18 protein-coding genes are annotated in these 15,839 nt (G+C 36.6%); 13 read left to right on the top strand and 5 right to left on the bottom strand.

Annotation, left to right across the window (positions count from 1 at the left end; all coding sequences use genetic code 11):
• Nucleotides 1–6: 6 nt before the first annotated feature.
• On the bottom strand, nt 7–2,940 hold the full coding sequence (locus ACFQO1_RS09190; protein ID WP_380217726.1) for a SusC/RagA family TonB-linked outer membrane protein: 2,934 nt from the start codon (nt 2,938–2,940) through the stop codon (nt 7–9).
• A 197-nt stretch (nt 2,941–3,137) separates the two neighbouring features.
• Here ACFQO1_RS09190 and aspS point away from each other — a divergent pair, with 197 nt between their 5' ends.
• The 6 genes from aspS to ACFQO1_RS09160 all read left to right on the top strand — a co-directional run bounded on the left by aspS (nt 3,138) and on the right by ACFQO1_RS09160 (nt 8,602).
• A complete protein-coding gene (gene aspS, locus ACFQO1_RS09185) occupies nt 3,138–4,895 on the top strand; it encodes an aspartate--tRNA ligase (protein ID WP_380217725.1) in 1,758 nt (585 codons plus the stop codon).
• Between the two features lie 16 nt (nt 4,896–4,911).
• Complete coding sequence (locus tag ACFQO1_RS09180; RefSeq protein WP_380217724.1) at nt 4,912–5,454, top strand: hypothetical protein; 543 nt, start codon at nt 4,912–4,914, stop codon at nt 5,452–5,454.
• Entirely contained in the window at nt 5,426–6,289 is an 864-nt protein-coding gene (locus ACFQO1_RS09175) for a tetratricopeptide repeat protein (RefSeq protein WP_380217722.1), read from the top strand. Before ACFQO1_RS09180 ends, ACFQO1_RS09175 begins: the two co-directional genes overlap by 29 nt.
• On the top strand, nt 6,268–8,058 hold the full coding sequence (locus ACFQO1_RS09170; RefSeq protein WP_380217720.1) for a chloride channel protein: 1,791 nt from the start codon (nt 6,268–6,270) through the stop codon (nt 8,056–8,058). The genes ACFQO1_RS09175 and ACFQO1_RS09170 overlap by 22 nt, the downstream gene beginning before the upstream one ends.
• Before the next feature lie 2 nt (nt 8,059–8,060).
• On the top strand, nt 8,061–8,309 hold the full coding sequence (locus ACFQO1_RS09165) for a hypothetical protein (protein ID WP_380217719.1): 249 nt from the start codon (nt 8,061–8,063) through the stop codon (nt 8,307–8,309).
• Between the two features lie 95 nt (nt 8,310–8,404).
• Nucleotides 8,405–8,602, top strand: a complete 198-nt coding sequence (locus ACFQO1_RS09160) for a cold-shock protein (RefSeq protein WP_380217718.1) — start codon at nt 8,405–8,407, stop codon at nt 8,600–8,602.
• 62 nt (nt 8,603–8,664) lie between these two features.
• On the opposite strand, the gene ACFQO1_RS09155 is transcribed toward ACFQO1_RS09160, so the two are convergent.
• Nucleotides 8,665–8,970 (bottom strand): hypothetical protein, encoded by a 306-nt coding sequence (locus ACFQO1_RS09155; protein WP_380217717.1) that lies wholly within the window; start codon nt 8,968–8,970, stop codon nt 8,665–8,667.
• 298 nt (nt 8,971–9,268) lie between these two features.
• On the opposite strand from ACFQO1_RS09155, the gene greA reads away from it, so the two are divergent.
• Together greA and ACFQO1_RS09145 are read left to right on the top strand one after the other, a co-directional pair.
• Complete coding sequence (gene greA, locus ACFQO1_RS09150) at nt 9,269–9,745, top strand: transcription elongation factor GreA (protein ID WP_380217716.1); 477 nt, start codon at nt 9,269–9,271, stop codon at nt 9,743–9,745.
• 1 nt (nt 9,746) lies between these two features.
• Nucleotides 9,747–10,142: an HIT family protein gene (locus tag ACFQO1_RS09145; RefSeq protein WP_380217715.1), complete on the top strand. Its 396-nt coding sequence runs from the start codon at nt 9,747–9,749 to the stop codon at nt 10,140–10,142.
• A 3-nt stretch (nt 10,143–10,145) separates the two neighbouring features.
• Here the strand turns inward: ACFQO1_RS09145 and ACFQO1_RS09140 are convergent, their stop codons facing one another.
• On the bottom strand, nt 10,146–11,294 hold the full coding sequence (locus ACFQO1_RS09140; protein WP_380217714.1) for a sensor histidine kinase: 1,149 nt from the start codon (nt 11,292–11,294) through the stop codon (nt 10,146–10,148).
• Nucleotides 11,295–11,408: 114 nt separating this feature from the next.
• Here ACFQO1_RS09140 and ACFQO1_RS09135 point away from each other — a divergent pair, with 114 nt between their 5' ends.
• The 4 genes from ACFQO1_RS09135 to ACFQO1_RS09120 all read left to right on the top strand — a co-directional run bounded on the left by ACFQO1_RS09135 (nt 11,409) and on the right by ACFQO1_RS09120 (nt 13,827).
• Entirely contained in the window at nt 11,409–12,239 is an 831-nt protein-coding gene (locus ACFQO1_RS09135; protein ID WP_380217713.1) for a flavin reductase family protein, read from the top strand.
• Between the two features lie 40 nt (nt 12,240–12,279).
• Complete coding sequence (locus ACFQO1_RS09130; RefSeq protein ID WP_380217711.1) at nt 12,280–12,654, top strand: DUF3127 domain-containing protein; 375 nt, start codon at nt 12,280–12,282, stop codon at nt 12,652–12,654.
• 70 nt (nt 12,655–12,724) lie between these two features.
• Nucleotides 12,725–13,366, top strand: a complete 642-nt coding sequence (gene aat / locus ACFQO1_RS09125) for a leucyl/phenylalanyl-tRNA--protein transferase (RefSeq protein ID WP_380217710.1) — start codon at nt 12,725–12,727, stop codon at nt 13,364–13,366.
• Between the two features lie 104 nt (nt 13,367–13,470).
• Nucleotides 13,471–13,827, top strand: a complete 357-nt coding sequence (locus tag ACFQO1_RS09120) for a tetratricopeptide repeat protein (protein ID WP_380217709.1) — start codon at nt 13,471–13,473, stop codon at nt 13,825–13,827.
• A gap of 1 nt (nt 13,828) precedes the next feature.
• Here the strand turns inward: ACFQO1_RS09120 and ACFQO1_RS09115 are convergent, their stop codons facing one another.
• Nucleotides 13,829–14,392 (bottom strand): DNA-3-methyladenine glycosylase I, encoded by a 564-nt coding sequence (locus tag ACFQO1_RS09115; RefSeq protein WP_380217708.1) that lies wholly within the window; start codon nt 14,390–14,392, stop codon nt 13,829–13,831.
• Between the two features lie 67 nt (nt 14,393–14,459).
• Here ACFQO1_RS09115 and ACFQO1_RS09110 point away from each other — a divergent pair, with 67 nt between their 5' ends.
• Nucleotides 14,460–15,083, top strand: coding sequence for a thioredoxin family protein (locus ACFQO1_RS09110; RefSeq protein WP_380217707.1), 624 nt, complete (start codon nt 14,460–14,462; stop codon nt 15,081–15,083).
• On the opposite strand, the gene ACFQO1_RS09105 is transcribed toward ACFQO1_RS09110, so the two are convergent.
• Complete coding sequence (locus tag ACFQO1_RS09105; protein WP_380217706.1) at nt 15,080–15,802, bottom strand: hypothetical protein; 723 nt, start codon at nt 15,800–15,802, stop codon at nt 15,080–15,082. The two genes, ACFQO1_RS09110 and ACFQO1_RS09105, sit on opposite strands and share 4 nt — an antisense overlap.
• Nucleotides 15,803–15,839: the final 37 nt, after the last annotated feature.

Here is a 15,839-nt window from a genome sequence, read left to right as displayed (position 1 = left end):
ATTTTTTTAGAAATTAACGTTTAGGTGAAAATAAAACTGTCTAGAACTTGGGAAAGGAGTTACCTCAATCCCGTTAGCTAGTCCGGCAGTACCATTTACTGAAACTTCTGGGTCATAACTAGAGTAATCTGTAATTGTAAAGATATTTCTACCTGAAGCTCCAATTTTAACACCTTCTACCACTTCTCCAAAAATGTTTTTAACGATTGTATTTGGTAAACGATAGTAGATAGCAGCTTCTCTTAGTCTAAAGTATCCTGCTGGCTCAACAAAACGAGCTGCGTTAGCAGGAGTCCCTAAACGATCCTGACCTGCTTGTGTTTCAAGGTCTGGAGTAGTTTGACCTAAATCTGTTAAGAATTTAGATAAGTTCAAATTTTCTCCACCAGATTTTAACTGAGCTAAGAATGACAAATCAAATTGCTTAAAAAATGTAAATGAATTACTAAAAGCCATTTGAAAATCTGGCTCTGTATTTCCAACCTGAGTAAGTTCTCCATCAATATTACCTACCAATTGAGTAAGAGGTTGTCCTTCCTCTATATAAATTGTACCAAGTCCTGTTCCAAAACCAGCGCCTGATAATGCAAATGCAGGCACATCTAAACGTGTCACTTCCGAAGTGTTTTTATAAAATTGAACTCTTGTGTTCCATTTTAAATTATCATTATTAATTACATCTGCAGTCACAGCAAGTTCAATACCTTTATTTTGGAAGTCACCCAAATTAGTAATTTCTCTAGTAAAACCTGAAGATTGAGGCAAAGCTCTTCTTTCTGTAAAGTCATTTACAGTTTTAACATAATAAGTAGCTTCAAGGTTCACACGATTATTAAATAGACCTACATCTAGACCTACTTCAAATTCTTTAGCAGTTTCAGGTAATATGTTTTCATCACCTCTAATTCCTCCTATAGACTGCCCAACAGAACCACCTATATTACTAGTTCCAAGCAAAGTAAAAGTCGATCCAAATCCTGCCGCATTACCGGTTTCTCCGTAAGCTGCTCTAAATTTTAATTGGTTAATATCTTCGACATTCCAAAAATCAAAGTTTGCAAAATTTACGGCAACAGATGCTTTTGGAAAACCATATAACTCATTTGGATCTCCATTTCTAGTAGACTTATCTAATCTATATCCTAAAGTTGCTATGATTTGATCTTTATAATTACCTTCTACCTGCGCAAAATAACCCACTTCTTTTTCTTCACTTCTAAATTGACTTGTAACTTGATTTGCAGATTGATCCACACTTGTTTGACCTGCAGCTAGTCCTGTTCCACGAGCATTCACTAAATTAGAGTCTTGATATAGATAAGCTAGACCCAATTGTGAAGTGATACCTAGATCACCATCCATTGCATCATGGTCCCAAACTAAAGCAGATTGTGTATTAAATTGTGTAAAATTGTTTTTTCCTTGTCCTACAAATCCAGCGTCATCTCTTCCAAGTTGTGCTTGATGCGTTTCAGGAACATATACAAAAGTCTGGTTTGCTAAGTAATCAACACCCGCACTATTTGTAAATTTAACTCTATTATTGTCATCTGTATACAATTTGGTGTTTAAGGTAAGTCCTTGAATTATACGGTCATTTTGATCTTCATTTTTTGCTTGATCTCTAACAAATATTGGATTTCCTGCAAAATTTGGGTTATTAGGATAATTACCGTTTTCATCTGGAAACAAATTATTCCATGGACGCGTAAAAGCTAAAACATAACCATAACTTAGTCCTCCTTCGTTCTCATTACCTGTAAAGGAACGACTTGAGTTACTACGAATAAAGTTTGTTGTTGACGTAAAATCAAAAACATTAGAAATTTTATGTTCAATATTACCTCTAATAGAAAAGCGGTCAAATCCAGTGTTTTTTATAATACCTTCTTCGTCTCTGTAAGATCCACCAACATAAAATTTAGTTTTTTCACTTCCACCAGTTGCACTTAATGAAGTTTCTGTTATTAAACCAGTCTCTCCATAAATAATATCTTCAAAATCATACAACTCACCATTCGCAGCAATAGTTGCATTATATTTATCAAGTTCAGATTGTCCAAAAGTTTCTAACACAGATGCAGCGGTCCATGGTCTATTTCCTAGCCTGTTAGCTATTTTATTAAAACCAGTATCCTGCTTGAAACGGATTTGAGTTTTCCCTCTTTTACCACGCTTTGTTGTAATAATAATTACACCTGCACTACCACGTTGACCATATATAGCAGCTGCAGAAGATCCTTTTAAAATTTCAATATTTTCAATATCATTTGGATCCAAATCTGCTAAACGGTTACTAGAGTTTTCCTCACTACCCGAATTTGCTCCAGAAGCAAAACGAAGTCCTGAAGGAATTTCTACATTATTTACATAGATACCATCTACAATAATAAGAGGCTGATTATTTCCATTAATAGAAGTAACTCCACGGAGCCTCAATGCAAAACCACCTCCTGGCGCACCAGAAGAAGAGGTTATATTTACTCCTGTTACTTTACCGTACAAAGCACCATCTACTGTACTTTGCCCTGTCGTACCTATTAGTTCTTCTGCATTTACAGTTCCTACTGCATTAGCAGCATTCGATCGTTTTATCGAACTTGCAAGACCTGTCACTACTACTTCTTCTAATGCTTCTGTAGATTCTGCAACTTGCACATCTAGAGTACCCGCAGCAGTAACTGGACGCTCAACAGTCGTATATCCTAAAGAGGATATAACAAGTGTAGTAGGTAGATTCCTAACATTAATAGAGTATATACCATCAATATTACTGGTAACACCATTTGATGTCCCCTTTTCAATCACATTTGCAAAAGGGACAGTTTCCCCTTCTACTGTGGTTATTTTTCCTGTAACTGTATTTTGTGCAAATACAAGAGCTGGAAAAATTAATAATAGCAGGAGTAATTTCCTGCGGTTGGAGTTGTTTTGTTTCATAATTATTAATTGTTTGTTATTTTTTCGAAAATACTAAAGATTTCTTAAATAAAAAGGAATTTTTTTAATTAAATCATAATGCAAATCCGAAGTATTTGTCTCCCATAATAATAAAAGAAGATATTGTAGGGCATTTTTTTTAATCTTCTTAAATTTGCCTTTTCAGCAAAATCACTATATAAAATCATTATACGGGAATGTACAGAACACATAATAATGGAGAGTTAAGAGCTTCAAATACGGGAGCAACCGTTTCACTTTCAGGATGGGTACAAAAAATTAGAAACAAAGGTTTTATGGTTTGGGTGGATTTGCGTGATCGATACGGTATTACTCAACTTATATTTGATGAAGAAAGAACTCCAAAAGACATGATGGAGAAAGCTTCTGGACTAGGACGTGAGTTTGTAATTCAAGTGACTGGCACTGTAATAGAACGTGAGTCTAAAAACCCTACTATACCTACAGGCGACATTGAGATTTTAGTTTCAAAACTTTCAGTATTAAATACCTCTCTTACACCTCCATTTACGATCGAAGATGCCACAGACGGTGGTGAAGATCTTCGCATGAAATATCGTTACCTCGATATTCGAAGAAAACCCGTGAGAGAAAACCTCATCTTTCGTCACAAAGTCACGATGGCAGTACGTAATTTTCTTTCTGAAAAGGATTTTGTAGAGATTGAAACTCCTTACCTCATTAAATCTACTCCCGAAGGTGCCAGAGATTTTGTAGTGCCTTCCCGAATGAATGAAGGACAGTTCTACGCATTACCCCAATCGCCACAAACCTTTAAACAACTCTTAATGGTAGGCGGTATGGATAAGTACTTTCAGATCGTAAAGTGTTTTAGAGATGAAGACCTTAGAGCCGATAGACAGCCCGAATTTACTCAGATTGACTGTGAAATGGCATTTATCGAGCAGGAAGATATTCTCAATACATTCGAAGGCTTAACGAAACATTTATTAAAAGAAATTAATGGTGTTGAAATTGGAGAGTTCCCGAGAATGACCTACGACGATGCCATGGCAACCTACGGAAACGACAAACCAGACATTCGCTTTGGAATGAAATTTGGCGAGTTAAACGCTGTTGCGCAGCATAAAGACTTTGGTGTGTTTAACAATGCTCAATTAGTCGTAGGTATCGCTGTTCCTGGCGGAAACTCCTACACTCGTAAAGAAATTGATACACTTATTGACTGGGTAAAACGCCCTCAAGTAGGTGCCTTAGGAATGGTTTATTGTCGTGTAAACGAAGATGGGACCTATAAATCTTCCGTAGATAAATTTTACAATCAGGAAGATCTTGCCAAATGGGCAGAAGCCACCGGTGCCCAAAAAGGAGATCTTATTTGTATACTCTCTGGAGACACGCATAAAGTTCGTACTCAGCTTTCGGCCTTACGAATGCATCTTGCGACCCAACTTGGATTGCGTAAATCTGATGAGTTCGCGCCCTTATGGGTCATCGATTTCCCGCTTTTGGAACTTGATGAAGAAACAGGACATTACCACGCCATGCATCATCCTTTCACGGCTCCAAAGCCAGGACAGTTAGAACTGCTGGATACTAATCCGGGAGATGTCAAAGCAAATGCATACGATCTTGTACTAAACGGAAATGAAATTGGCGGTGGTTCTATTCGTATCCATGATAAAAAAACGCAGGCAATCATGCTCAAGCACCTTGGTTTTAGTGACGAGGAGGCAAAAGCACAGTTTGGCTTCTTAATGGATGCTTTTGAATATGGAGCGCCTCCACACGGCGGGATCGCTTTTGGATTGGACCGATTGGTAGCTATCCTTGGCGGACAAGAAACCATACGTGATTTTATTGCCTTTCCTAAAAACAATGCAGGTCGCGATGTCATGATCGATGCTCCGGCACCGCTCGACAAAGAACAACTAACAGAACTACATCTAAAACTGGACCTTCAGGAAAACTAACGTAACCTACAATACGATGCGCATACTTAAAATAATGGGTTGGGTTTTGCTATCTGCAATCATTATTTGTATCGCAGTCGTTGGATATTCTTATTACAATTACTTCGGAAAGTTCTCGGAAGACACTACCACCTATCCTAACTACATAGGCTATATAGATCAAGAAAAGGCATTACAAAATGATACCTACACTTTATGTGAAGGGAACATCTATAAAATTCATCATGGTGCTCCCAAAGATGCGTATCAAGGTGGAAAAAATACTTTTGACGCCTACGTAATGGAGCAGTATAAAAATGAAAATTACACAGATTCTGGATATATAAACTTTCGGTTTTTAGTAACTTGTGAAGGAAATCCAGGCTGGTTTGAGATCCTAGAAATTGATTTGGATTATGAAAAAACAAAACACAATCCAAAACTTGTTTCTCAACTACTAGAAATCACTTCTAAATCTTCTAATTGGGCAGTGTACAAAATTGGTGATACTCCTCAAAACTATTATCATTACGTATCTTATAGAATCGAACATGGAGAAATTACTGAAATATTGCCTTAATTGTATGCTCTTGATGCTGCTATTTTCCTGTAGCAATTCTAAAGATACTTACAGCCATCTATCACAAGCAGAAAGACAAAAACTGTCTATAGAAGTCTTCAATGATGGGAGTCATCTTCCGCAAGGATCTGTAAAAAGCATGACACGAATTGAAAAAGCAATTGCTATTGATCCCACTCATTGTGATGCCGTGAGAGAACTTTCCGTAGCTTACCTAAAGAGAGGGATGCCAGACAAATGGAAACCTCAAATGGACAAAGCAGTAGCCTGTAATCCAGAACTCTGGGTAGGATATAGAGGCTATAATTATTTATGGTTCTATAGAGACTACAAAAAAGCAATTGCCGATTTTGATGCCACAGACTCATTAACGCCAGATTTTACTGAAGCGCCACAAGGTCATAGTGTCAATTTCTGGAGAGGGATTGCTTATCTCGGACTTAATAACTACGAAAAATCTCTATCCTACTTTGACAAGCATATTGATAAAGAAACCAAAGAATCTGGAGAAGACTGGGTTGAGCAGGAAGCATTTTTATACAAAGCGATTGCCCATTACGAAAACAACCAGCCAGAACAAGCTTTAGAAAGTTTAGATAAGGTATTGCACTACAGCAAGAATCTAACTGCCGATGGAAAATATTACAAAGGACTTATTTTATTTGAAAAAGGTAGGTGCGAAGAAGCGATGCAATTCGTTGATAATGCTATACTTGATTTTAATAATGGCTATTTTAACAGCCGTCCCTATGTTGAAACATTACGACAAATCTATGTAGAAGATCTAACGCAGTTAAAAACGAAACTAGGCAAATGTCTCAACGCTCCTATCTAAATCGGTTTCTTATCTGGCGGTTAAAATATATTCCGCAGAAACAATTTATATATATTGTTAGTATTCTCGTTGGCTTTTTGTCTGGATTAGCGGCAGTCATTATCAAAAATGGTACGCACTTTATCCAATTGTTGATTGAAGGAAACCTTATTAAAGAATACCAAACAACCTTTTACTTTATTTTTCCAATTATTGGCTTAGGACTTACCTATCTTATTGCTAAATACATTCTCAGAGTAACTCCCACTCAGGGTATTCCCGCAACTCTTTTCGCTATTTCAAAACGGAAAGGTATTATGAAACGTTTTCAGATGTATGGAAGTTTAATCACGGCACCTATCACTGTGGGTTTTGGAGGATCGGTTGGACTGGAAGGGCCAACCGTTGCTACAGGGGCTGCCTTAAGTTCTAATTTGTCACGTATTCTGAATATGAATCAGGCGACTCGCACCTTACTCATAGGATGTGCTGCTGCAGGCGCCATGTCCTCTATTTTTAAAGCACCCATTGCCGCTATTATTTTTGCAATTGAAGTATTTAGTTTGGATCTAACATTAGTTTCCTTAATACCCTTATTGTTAGCTTCCGTTTCTGCGATTATTACGTCTTATTTTTTCTTCGGAAACGATATTCTCCTCCCTTTTACGATCGAAGATGAATTTTTAATTACAGATATTCCGTTATATATATTACTTGGCGTCATTGCCGGAATGGTTTCTGTGTATTTTACAGAAACTTACGAACGTTTTCAGAATTTTTTTGAAAAAATAGGATCTCCCGTCAAACGCCTACTCATAGGCGGGTTGGGAATTGGAGTGCTGGTATATTTCATTCCGCCCCTGTACGGAGAAGGCTATGATATTATCAATAATCTAGTACAGGGAAAACCAGAAGCTGCCTTACAAAATAACATTTTTGATCTGGACCTTAGTAATGTTTGGATTATCATTGGTTTGCTTTTAGGACTAGTGTTATTTAAAGTTGTAGCAAGCTCACTCACCTTTGGAGCTGGTGGCGTAGGCGGTATATTTGCCCCTACCTTATTTATGGGAAGTATTCTCGGATTTACAGTGGCCAAAATTATTAACACCCTTACTATATTATCGAATCCTGTTTCAGAAAGTAATTTTACGCTGGTGGGAATGACAGGACTCATGGCTGGAGTACTGCACGCTCCCTTAACAGCCATCTTCTTAATCGCAGAAGTTACTGGTGGGTACGAACTGTTTCTTCCATTAATGATAGCTTCAGCCATCTCATTTACCATTACAAAGCATTTTCAACCACATTCGGTCTACGCCATGGAACTAGGTCGAAAAGGCGAATTGATTACTCATGATAAAGATCACGCAGTGCTTACCTTGATGAATATAAAAACGGTGGTAGAAAGAAATTTTAGTATTGTATATTCAGAAATGACCTTGGGAGTAATTGTTGAGAAAGCGATCACGACATCTAATCGAAATATTTTCCCCGTCATTAATGCTAAAACTAAAGAACTAGAAGGAATTATATTGCTAGACGATTTACGACCCGTTATGTTTAACAAAAGTCTTTATAACGAGATGACAGCAAAAGATCTAATGAAAAATCCGCCAGCCGTAATTAAATTAGAGGAAGATAAAATGACAATTGTCATGCAAAAATTTCAAGAAACCGGTGCGTGGAATTTACCGGTACTTTCTAACGGAATCTATTACGGATTTGTATCAAAATCTAAGCTCTTAACCGCTTATCGAAAAAAACTAATTGACTTTTCAGGAAAATAATTATGATGAAATATATTCTAACACTCCTCTTCTTAATCGCGTTTTCATTAGTTGTATATGGATACTATATTGGCGACGATAATATGGCTTTAAAAGATCGTTGTATTGGTTTGGGTATTGTAGTTTTCTTCTTTGTATGGATGCCTGTTTTTATTTACCATCGGTGGAAAAATAAAAAAGTTAAAGACTATATGTTGAATAAAGAAAATATAGAAAAAATGCGGGATTACAGTAAAAAGAAGAAACTGTAACCCACTCATTTTCTGTAAAATTTCACATTTAATTAACAAATCGGGTGAAAAAATACCTACATTTGTTTATTATTAATTTATTATTATATAGTACAATGGAAGGAACAGTAAAGTTTTTTAACGAATCAAAAGGTTACGGTTTTATCACAAATGATGAAACTGGAAAGGACATATTCGTCCATGTTACCGGTCTTAATGGCGAAGCCCTTAATGAAGGTGATAAAGTAGAATATGTTGAAGAAGAAGGAAGAAAAGGAATGACGGCTGCACAAGTGCGCGTTATCCATGATTAAGATATATCTTACCAACCATCGATTTAAAAAACCCTTGCAATAGCGAGGGTTTTTTTTATGATTTAATTTGAAACACGCACCGTGTTTCCCGTCCTAACTGCCTGATATTGCTGCATGGGAAATAACGAATTATTGGTCGTGTGTTCGCCAGATATAATGTTGTATTCATTTCCATCTCCACATGGGCATGATGCCAAAGGTGTTTCAACATTCATACGGGAACAATTATTAGGCGGATGGTTTGGATCACTAAGATCAAACGCAGTATACAAATCATTATTTACATTATAAATCACAATGCCTCTTATACCTTGCTGATTTATGATGATACTATTTCCAGGAAAATTTAAAGGGTCGTATTCAGGCAAATTCAAGTTTAAATTTAAGCTCACTAAGGGATCTATTAAATTAGGGTTGTCATCTCGTCTATCATCACTTCTAGTACAAGATGAACTAAAAACTAAAACTATACAGAATATTGCAAAATATTTCATGGAGGTCTTATTATAAATACAAAAGTACAATATAACGTGGAAATCTATTTTTTTGTATATTTGAATAAATAAATCCCGTCCCGTATGGGATTTTTTGCATTTCAGAAAACTAGAAGGATGGATGTTTTGAAGATTTCAGAAATACTAATTAATACGATTAAATAATGACGCTATGAGTAACATATCATATTACACCGCAGAAGGCTTACAAAAGTTAAAAGAAGAGCTCAATCAACTTAAAGATGTTGAAAGACCGAAAGCTTCTCAGGCAATTGCAGAGGCCAGAGACAAAGGAGATTTAAGTGAGAATGCTGAATATGATGCAGCTAAAGAAGCACAGGGTATGCTAGAAATGCGTATTTCTAAATTGGAAGAAATTTATGCTAATGCTCGTGTCATAGACGAATCACAATTGGACACTTCAAAAGCACTTATACATAGTACCGTAAAAATCAAGAACCAAACAAATGGTGCACAAATGACCTATAAGCTCGTGGCGCAAAGTGAAGCCGATTTAAAAGCAGGTAAAATATCTGTCGATTCACCCATTGGAAAAGGCTTGTTGGGCAAAAAAGTTGGCGATGTTGCCGAAATACAAGTGCCAAACGGGATTATGAAGTTTGACATCTTAGAAATTTCAAGAGAGTAACATGGCAACTGTATTTACAAAAATTATTGAAGGAGAAATCCCTAGTTACAAAATAGCAGAGGATGAAAATTTTATAGCATTTTTGGATATTAACCCAAATGCGAAGGGTCATACCCTTTGTGTTCCTAAAGAAGAAACCGATAAGTTGTTCGATTTGGGAGAACATATGTATCTACAATTAATGCAGTTTTCTAGAAAGGTGGCATTGGCTATTGAAAAGGCAATTCCCTGTAAGCGAGTGGGTGTTGCTGTGATTGGGCTGGAAGTTCCTCATGTACATGTACATTTAATTCCGTTGAATGACATGAAAGAAATGACTTTTAATCATAAAGTCACTATGACTGAGGACGAATTTGAAGAAACGGCAACTCAGATAAAGTCACATTTGAAAAACTAATTATTAATCTTGCACCAATCGGAGTGAAATTTCTATAGTGGTTCCTTTGCCTGGAGCACTTTTTGAAACTTTTATTTTTCCATTGTGATATTCGTCTACTATTCTTTTTGCTAGGGATAACCCTAAACCCCACCCTCTTTTTTTAGTAGTATACCCAGGTCTAAAAATATGTTTATGCTTGCTTTTCGGGATCCCTTTTCCGGTATCTGTGATGCTAATAAAAGCATTTTTTGAATTGGAAGAAATTGAGATATGTATGTCTCCTTTTCCTTTCATGGCATCAATTCCATTTTTAACAAGGTTTTCAATTACCCAACCATACAATTGCTCATTCAAATTTACATAAAGAGGTTTAGATGGAGTGTCAATACTAAACTGAATTAATTTTGAACTTCTTCTCTTAAGATACTCGTAGGCTTCCTTAGTTTCTTTAACTATATCTTTCTTTTCCAGTGTAGGAATCGAGCCAACTTTAGAAAATCGTTCTGTGATTGTTTTTAAACGGTCAATGTCTTTTTCCATTTCCACAATATAATCTGGATCAACATTTTCAGTTTTTAAAATCTCTGTCCAGCCCACTAGAGAAGATAGCGGAGTTCCAATCTGGTGTGCTGTTTCTTTGGCCATCCCTGCCCATAATTTGTTTTGTTCAGATGATTTAGATGTTTTATAAAAGAAATACATCACTGCAAAGCATAAGAGGAGGATTAAAATTAAAATTGCAGGATAATATTTTAAACTTCTAATGAGTGGTGAGTTTCCATAATATATCGTCGTTAACACTTCCTCCTGAAATGTTATTTCTAAGGGTTTATATTCCTGAGAGAATTGTTCTGCCATTGCTTTACGTGCAGCGCGCAATTGTATTGAGTCTTTCTTTGTTTCTTTAATATTTCTAACATCATACAAATCACCTTTATGTGTGTGCAGAATCATAGGCGTAGTTGTATTGCTTGTGAGTACCTGCAATACGACGTCACTTAGCTCAGAATTTGCACTTAACTGAATTTCCTGCAACTCCTGTTGAGCACTTGCCCATAACTGCATTTTTGCACGTTCATTTTCTTTTAATTGATCAAAAAGCAAAGACGTATTCCACAGAATCAATGTAATTATGAAAAAAGAAATGATAATAAAAATCCAACGATTCAAAGTCGTTTTGCTAAACATAGAAGAAATTTAAAGGCTAAATATATAAAGTAAATATATTACTATTATTGTCTTTCGTAATTTTTACAGCCTTTTCTAATTAGCTACCTTTGTAATATGATTTCATTTGAGCCTAAAGATTTAAGCACAGGACGTTTACACGGCTACCTTTTAGGTGCTGTTTCACCACGTCCCATATGTTTTGCCAGTACTGTTAATGCTAACGGACAAGTAAACCTTTCGCCTTACAGTTTCTTTAATGTTTTTAGCGCAAAGCCACCAATTATGATCTTTTCACCGGCGAGAAGAGTACGTGATAACACTACAAAACATACGCTGGAAAATGTAGTAGATACGAAAGAAGTAGTGATCAATATCGTGAGCCATTCGATGGTACAACAAATGTCCTTGTCTTCTACTGAATATGCCAAAGGTGTAAATGAATTCACCAAAGCTGGATTTACTGAAACTCCCAGCGATCTAATAAAACCACCAAGAGTTGCCGAAGCTCCCGTACAGTTTGAATGTAAAGTGAAAGATGTGATCGCGTTAGGAACTGAAGGTGGTGCAGGAAATCTAGTGATTTGTGAGGTAGTGAAATTACATATTAACCAAGCTATTCTGGATGCTGAAGATAAAATAGATCCCTATAAAATTGATACCGTTGCCCGAATGGGTGGAAATTGGTATAGTCGCGCTAAAGAAGGTATGTTTGAAGTACCTAAACCACTCACTACCTTAGGGATTGGTGTGGATTCATTACCTGAAGCCATCCGGCTAAGTAAAATCTTAACCGGAAACGATTTGGGAATGTTAGCAAATGTAGAAGTACTCCCAAAAAATGACAATGGAAGTTTTACAGCTTCAGAAGAAAAACATAAAAAAGCACAAGCACTTTTATGTGACGGAAACATCACAGAAGCCTGGAATGTGCTAGTATCAAAATAGAAGTTTAATTTAAAAGAAACCCGTTATCGCGGGAAGGATTATGGAAATACAAGGAAAAGTAAAAATGATTGGCCAAACGCAGACATTTGGTAACAACGGATTTAGAAAACGTGAGATCGTAGTGACTACAGAAGAACAATACCCTCAACACATTATGGTAGAATTTGTTCAGGATAAAACTGACTTGCTTAACAATTTTCAAGTAGGGAATAATGTAAAAATAAGTATTAATCTTCGTGGAAGAGAGTGGGTTAATCCGCAGGGAGAGACAAAATACTTTAACTCTATCCAAGGATGGAGGATTGAAAATATTGATCAATCTGTTTCTAACAATATGCCACCAATGCCACCTGCAGATGCCTTCGAGCCTGCAAACGATCTAAATGAAGAAGATCACGACGACTTACCTTTCTAAATGGGTCACTAAGTATTGAATATAAAATGTAAAGTCCCGCACCATAGCGGGATTTTTTTTGACTAAGAGCATGTATCAATTAACCTCCCAACTTTGGTTCCCGCACCCTTCTCTGGCTTCAGAAGAAGGGATGCTGGCTGTAGGCGGAGATCTATCACAGGAGCGCTTACTACTTGCCTATAATTCGGGTATCTTTCCCTGGTATGATGAGAAACAACCCATTCTATGGTGGAGCCCAGATCCACGGATGATTTTATTCCCTGAACGTTTTAAAATCTCTAAAAGTTTCAGAAAAACCCTAAACACACATTCCTTTACCATTACATTTAACAAGGCATTTTCAGAAGTGATTAAAAATTGCTCCTCCATTAAAAGAAGCGGGCAGCTCGGCACTTGGATCACAGAAGAGATGCAACAAGCGTATTTGAAACTTCACAAAGCGGGTCATGCAATATCTGTAGATGTTTGGCAGGATGATGTTCTAGTAGGCGGATTGTATGGAGTAGACCTTCCAGACAAAAAAGTGTTTTGTGGAGAAAGTATGTTCAGTAAAGTGACTGAAGCTTCAAAAATTGCTTTTTACCATTTAGTAGCCTATGCTAAGGAAAAAAAATACACCCTTATAGATTGTCAACTCTATACACCTCATCTGGAAAATTTAGGAGCCGAAGAGATTCCACGGGATAAGTTTTTAACCCTCCTTACCCCTTGAAAAACAGCTTTTAAAAGTTAAATTTTATACCGTTTGTCGATTATATTTGGTAGTTAGACAGGCAATTAGCATATTTGAAACCCAAATCAAACACACCCCAAAAGATGTCATTTCAAAAAATTTTTTTTCTTTTACTTTGCATGGTAGCTTCAACGCTTTGTTTTGCACAAGGAAACGGTGACGTAAATCGGGATGTAGATGTGACTAAGGTGTATGAGCAAGTAGTTAAAGAAGGATTTGGCACTACACTAATCTACAAGGATCTTGCAAATGCTCACTATTTTAAAAGTAATTACGCGGACGCTAAAAAATGGTTTGAAAAACTATTCTCCTTGGAACCTCCTACAGATGCTACGCTTCAGTTTAGATACAAGCAATCTTTAAAAGCTTTAGGTGAATATTCTCCCGATAATAAATACTTGCAAAAGAAAAAGGCTACTGCCACTACAGCAAGTAACTAAACTATACCTCATTATATCTAAAACACGAAACTAAATGGTCATTTACCATTCCTGTCGCTTGCATATGCGCATACACCACCGTTGAACCTACAAATTTAAATCCGCGTTTTTTTAAATCTTTGCTAATCGTATCACTCAAAAGAGTATTTGCAGGAGCTTCAGCCATCGATTGCAGTTTATTTTTAATAGGTGTACCCGCTACAAATTTCCAGATATAATTGCTGAAACTTCCAAATTCTTCTTGAATCTTTATAAAAGCCTGTGCATTTGTAACCGCCGAATGTACCTTTAATTTATTCCGAATAATCCCTGAATCCTGAAGTAACCTATCAATTTTTTGCTGCTCATAGCCAGCTATTTTTCTATAATCAAAATTGTCAAATGCTTTTCTGAAATTTTCTCGCTTTCTCAAAATAGTAATCCAACTCAGTCCCGCCTGAAAGGTTTCTAACAATAAAAACTCAAACAAAGTAGCATCATCTTTCACTGGCACGCCCCATTCTTCATCATGATAAGCAATATATAATGGGTCGTCACCACACCACGGACATCTAATTTTTAACATAGAAACTGTATTTTTGTTGGCGTATTAAAGATAGTAAGTTTTTAACTTCCCCAGCGTCTTAGCCACTATGAAAGAAATAACACTTAAAAGAACCAACACCCTCCAATTGTATAAAGACACCCTGGCCAATTCAATGTCGTATCCAGAATACAGAGCTTTAGTCGCAGACCATGTAATAAGAGGAACCAGTTCTGGTCCAGAGCAAACCGAAGCATTATCACAATATACCTTGCTTAACGACAGTCGTATGCGCCGTTTGGATAAAACTACCAAAGTTTCAGAAGAAATTATCCAGGCTTTTAAAGATTTTAAAGGAAATCAAACATGGTTAGTGCTTACCGAAAGCTGGTGTGGTGACGCAGCCCAAACCATGCCTGTGATGAATGTATTGGCAAACCTTTCAGAAAATATTGACTTTAAAGTTGCGCTACGGGATGAGAATCTAGAGGTAATGAACCAGTTCTTAACCAACGGAAGCTTATCGATTCCAAAATTAATTGTCCTAAATAATAAAACAAATAAACTTATAGCAACATGGGGGCCCAGACCTAGTGTTGCGAGTAAAATGGTTGCAGAATATAAAACGATACACGGAGTACTCACACCAGAATTTAAACAAGAGTTACAGGTATGGTACAATAAGGATAAAGGGCAAAATACAATTCAGGATCTTAAACAGCTTATCTCCTAGCCTTGTCCCGGAAAATTATAGGTTATTGTACCTAGTTGGGAGTCTTTTCCTGCTTTTGAAGAAAATCGCGAGTTGTTCGCATATTCCATAGCACTGTCAATTAAGCACCCATTGGTGGTTGTGGATAAGCCTCTGTTAAATGTTGCTTTTGTAATATAACCCAATTCATCTACTTCGATGGATAGAACTATTTTTCCGCCGGCATTGCAGGTATATACAGGATTGGGAAGGGCGATGGCCTTTCGGTCTACCAACCGATACCTTATTGTGGTTTTTCTACTGGTACCGTTTGAGCCACTTTCCTGCTGGGCATTACTTTTTTCGATTTGCGCTTTGGTTTCGGCAATTTTCTCTTTTGCTTTTTCAATACTTTCTGAATTTGAACCTTCGGTATTTTTAATAGCAGCTTCCAGCTCGTCCATTATTCGTTGTAAGTCTTCTGCGGAAAGATCTTCATTAGTATTCTGTGTTTCTTTTAAAAATTTCTCTGCTTCGTTGTAGGCACGATTTGTTTCTATAGCAGTTAAATTATCTTCTGAAGCAGCCAACGCTTCCATTTCTTCTTCGGTTAAAACAGGTTCGTCCTCATAGGCAACATCATATTTTTCATAGACTTCTTCTGGTTCACTCGACAATTTTATAGAGTATAAAATAAGAAAGAATATTCCGAAGAGAAGCGACGTAATCAAAAATGCGCGGTATGAATAGTTAAAATTCATGAATGCAAGAAACTAATTTTTAGTCAAAACTCAACAT

The organism is Jejudonia soesokkakensis, assembly GCF_042664795.1.
Lineage (GTDB): Bacteria > Bacteroidota > Bacteroidia > Flavobacteriales > Flavobacteriaceae > Jejudonia > Jejudonia soesokkakensis.
Note: the sequence above shows the minus strand (reverse complement) of the source record. Positions and strands in the feature narration are given on the sequence as shown.

Bases quoted from the DNA above. Each gene is read 5' to 3' on its own strand.
- ACFQO1_RS09190 (WP_380217726.1), bottom strand. From the start codon at position 2,940: ATGAAACAAAACAACTCCAACCGCAGGAAATTACTCCTGCTATTATTA.
- aspS (WP_380217725.1), top strand. From the start codon at position 3,138: ATGTACAGAACACATAATAATGGAGAGTTAAGAGCTTCAAATACGGGA.
- ACFQO1_RS09180 (WP_380217724.1), top strand. From the start codon at position 4,912: ATGCGCATACTTAAAATAATGGGTTGGGTTTTGCTATCTGCAATCATT.
- ACFQO1_RS09175 (WP_380217722.1), top strand. From the start codon at position 5,426: ATGGAGAAATTACTGAAATATTGCCTTAATTGTATGCTCTTGATGCTG.
- ACFQO1_RS09170 (WP_380217720.1), top strand. From the start codon at position 6,268: ATGTCTCAACGCTCCTATCTAAATCGGTTTCTTATCTGGCGGTTAAAA.
- ACFQO1_RS09165 (WP_380217719.1), top strand. From the start codon at position 8,061: ATGATGAAATATATTCTAACACTCCTCTTCTTAATCGCGTTTTCATTA.
- ACFQO1_RS09160 (WP_380217718.1), top strand. From the start codon at position 8,405: ATGGAAGGAACAGTAAAGTTTTTTAACGAATCAAAAGGTTACGGTTTT.
- greA (WP_380217716.1), top strand. From the start codon at position 9,269: ATGAGTAACATATCATATTACACCGCAGAAGGCTTACAAAAGTTAAAA.
- ACFQO1_RS09145 (WP_380217715.1), top strand. From the start codon at position 9,747: ATGGCAACTGTATTTACAAAAATTATTGAAGGAGAAATCCCTAGTTAC.
- ACFQO1_RS09135 (WP_380217713.1), top strand. From the start codon at position 11,409: ATGATTTCATTTGAGCCTAAAGATTTAAGCACAGGACGTTTACACGGC.
- ACFQO1_RS09130 (WP_380217711.1), top strand. From the start codon at position 12,280: ATGGAAATACAAGGAAAAGTAAAAATGATTGGCCAAACGCAGACATTT.
- aat (WP_380217710.1), top strand. From the start codon at position 12,725: ATGTATCAATTAACCTCCCAACTTTGGTTCCCGCACCCTTCTCTGGCT.
- ACFQO1_RS09120 (WP_380217709.1), top strand. From the start codon at position 13,471: ATGTCATTTCAAAAAATTTTTTTTCTTTTACTTTGCATGGTAGCTTCA.
- ACFQO1_RS09115 (WP_380217708.1), bottom strand. From the start codon at position 14,392: ATGTTAAAAATTAGATGTCCGTGGTGTGGTGACGACCCATTATATATT.
- ACFQO1_RS09110 (WP_380217707.1), top strand. From the start codon at position 14,460: ATGAAAGAAATAACACTTAAAAGAACCAACACCCTCCAATTGTATAAA.
- ACFQO1_RS09105 (WP_380217706.1), bottom strand. From the start codon at position 15,802: ATGAATTTTAACTATTCATACCGCGCATTTTTGATTACGTCGCTTCTC.